The organism is Saccharopolyspora sp. (genome assembly GCF_017434145.1).
GTDB lineage: Bacteria > Actinomycetota > Actinomycetes > Mycobacteriales > Pseudonocardiaceae > Saccharopolyspora_C > Saccharopolyspora_C galaxeae.
The window spans coordinates 1-1,784 of sequence record NZ_JAFRFW010000670.1 but is presented as its reverse complement, the minus strand read 5'-3'; the positions used below and the strand labels follow the sequence as shown (position 1 = coordinate 1,784).

Annotated in this window: 2 protein-coding genes; one reads left to right on the top strand and one right to left on the bottom strand. The window is 73.9% G+C overall.

The genetic code is table 11. The features are described 5' to 3' along the window. Positions 1-48 precede the first annotated feature (48 nt). On the top strand, positions 49-603 hold the full coding sequence (locus IJH84_RS18405) for a zinc-binding dehydrogenase (protein WP_295146698.1): 555 nt from the start codon (positions 49-51) through the stop codon (positions 601-603). Positions 604-757: 154 nt separating this feature from the next. Here IJH84_RS18405 and IJH84_RS18400 read toward each other — a convergent pair. After that, positions 758-1,784: carboxyl transferase domain-containing protein (locus tag IJH84_RS18400; RefSeq protein WP_295146696.1), on the bottom strand; the 1,027-nt coding region annotated here is incomplete at its 5' end.

Here is a 1,784-nt window from a genome sequence, read left to right as displayed (position 1 = left end):
GTGGCCGAACCGCTGGCCTGCGTGCTCAACGGCCAGTAACTCGCCGGGGTGGGGCCCGGCGACGGCGTGGTGGTGATGGGGGCCGGGCCGATCGGCTGCCTGCACACCCGGCTCGCGCGGGCGCGCGGTGCCGCGGCGGTGTTCCTGGTCGAGCCGAACCCCGACCGGCTGGCGCGGGCGGCGCAGCTGGTGGGTCCGGATGCCGCGATCGACGCTTCGGCGGCCGATCCGGTCGCCGAGGTGCTGCGGCTGACCGATGACGTCGGTGCCGACGTGGTGATCACCGCGGTGGCCGCCGGGCAGGCTCAGGAGCAGGCGGTGCGGATGGCCGCGCGCAGCGGGCGGATCAGCTTCTTCGGCGGGCTGCCCAAGGATGCGCCGATCATCGGGTGCGACTCGAACCTGGTGCACTACCGCGAGCTGAGCATCGTCGGCGCGAACGGTTCGGCGCCGCGGCACAACAAGCGCGCGCTGGAGCTGATCGCCGCCGGCGAGGTGGCGGTGCGGGATCTGATCACGCATCGCCTCGGGCTGGACGGCGTGCTGGAGGCGATCGAGACGATCCGCAGCGGGGCGGCGATCAAGGTGACCATCGAGCAGTGACCGGAGCGGGGCGGCCTTCGCGCTGGTGAGCATCGAGCGCGAGGGCCGCCGCTTCCGTTGGGAGGTCACCGGCGGTTCGGAGCGTGCCCGAGTGTCCGGGTGTGTTCTCGAGCGGCGTCAGCCGCACAACCCGACCACCTGCGCAGACCGGCCCTCACAGCGGGATGTTGCCGTGGTGGCCGCGGTTCGGCGGCGCAGCGGCGAGCGCGTCGGCGAGGCGCTTGCGGGTGTCGGCGGGTTCGATGATCTCGTCGACGACTCCTAGCGACATCGCCCTGCCGACCCCGCCCGCGACGCGCTCGTGCTCGGCGATCAGCGATTCCTCCAGCGCTGCCCGCTCTTGCTCGGCAGCGGCGGCGAGCTGCTTGCGGTGCAGGATCCCGACGGCGGCCTTCGCCCCCATCACGGCGACTTCGGCCTCCGGCCAGGCGAACACGGCGGTCGCGCCGAGCGAGCGCGCGTTCATCGCGATGTAGGCGCCGCCGTAGGACTTGCGCAGCACCAGCGTCACCCGCGGCACCACCGACTCGGCGAACGCGTGCAGCAGCTTCGCGCCGCGGCGCACCACGCCGCCCCACTCCTGCCCGACGCCGGGCAGGTATCCGGGCACGTCGACCAGCACCACCATCGGGATGCCGCGGGAGTCGCAGAACCGCACGAACCGGGCCGCTTTCTCCGCCGACAGCGAATCGAGGCAGCCGCCCTTGCGCAGCGGGTTGTTCGCCAGCAGCCCGACGGTCCGGCCGCCGAGCCGCCCGAGGCCGGTGACCATGTTCGCGGCCCACTTCGGTTGCAGCTCCACGAAGCCTTCCGGGCCGTCGTCGAGCAGCCCGCGCACCAGCGGCCGCACGTCGTAGGCCCGCTTCGGCGACTCCGGCAGGAACGCGCGCAGGTCGTCGCCGGTCGCTACCGCGCCGGACCCGCCCGGTGCGCTCAGCAGCGTGACGAGGTCGCGGGTGCGCCGGTAGGCCTCCTGCTCGGAGCCGGTGGTCACGTGCGCGAGGCCGGAGCGCTCACCGTGCGCCTTCGGCCCGCCGAGCCCGGCCATGTCGATCTGCTCGCCGGTCACCGAACGCACCACGTCCGGGCCAGTCACGAACACCCGCCCGGCCTCGGCCATGATCACCAGGTCGGTCAGCGCGGGCCCGTAGGCGGCCCCGCCCGCCGCCGGTCCCAGCACC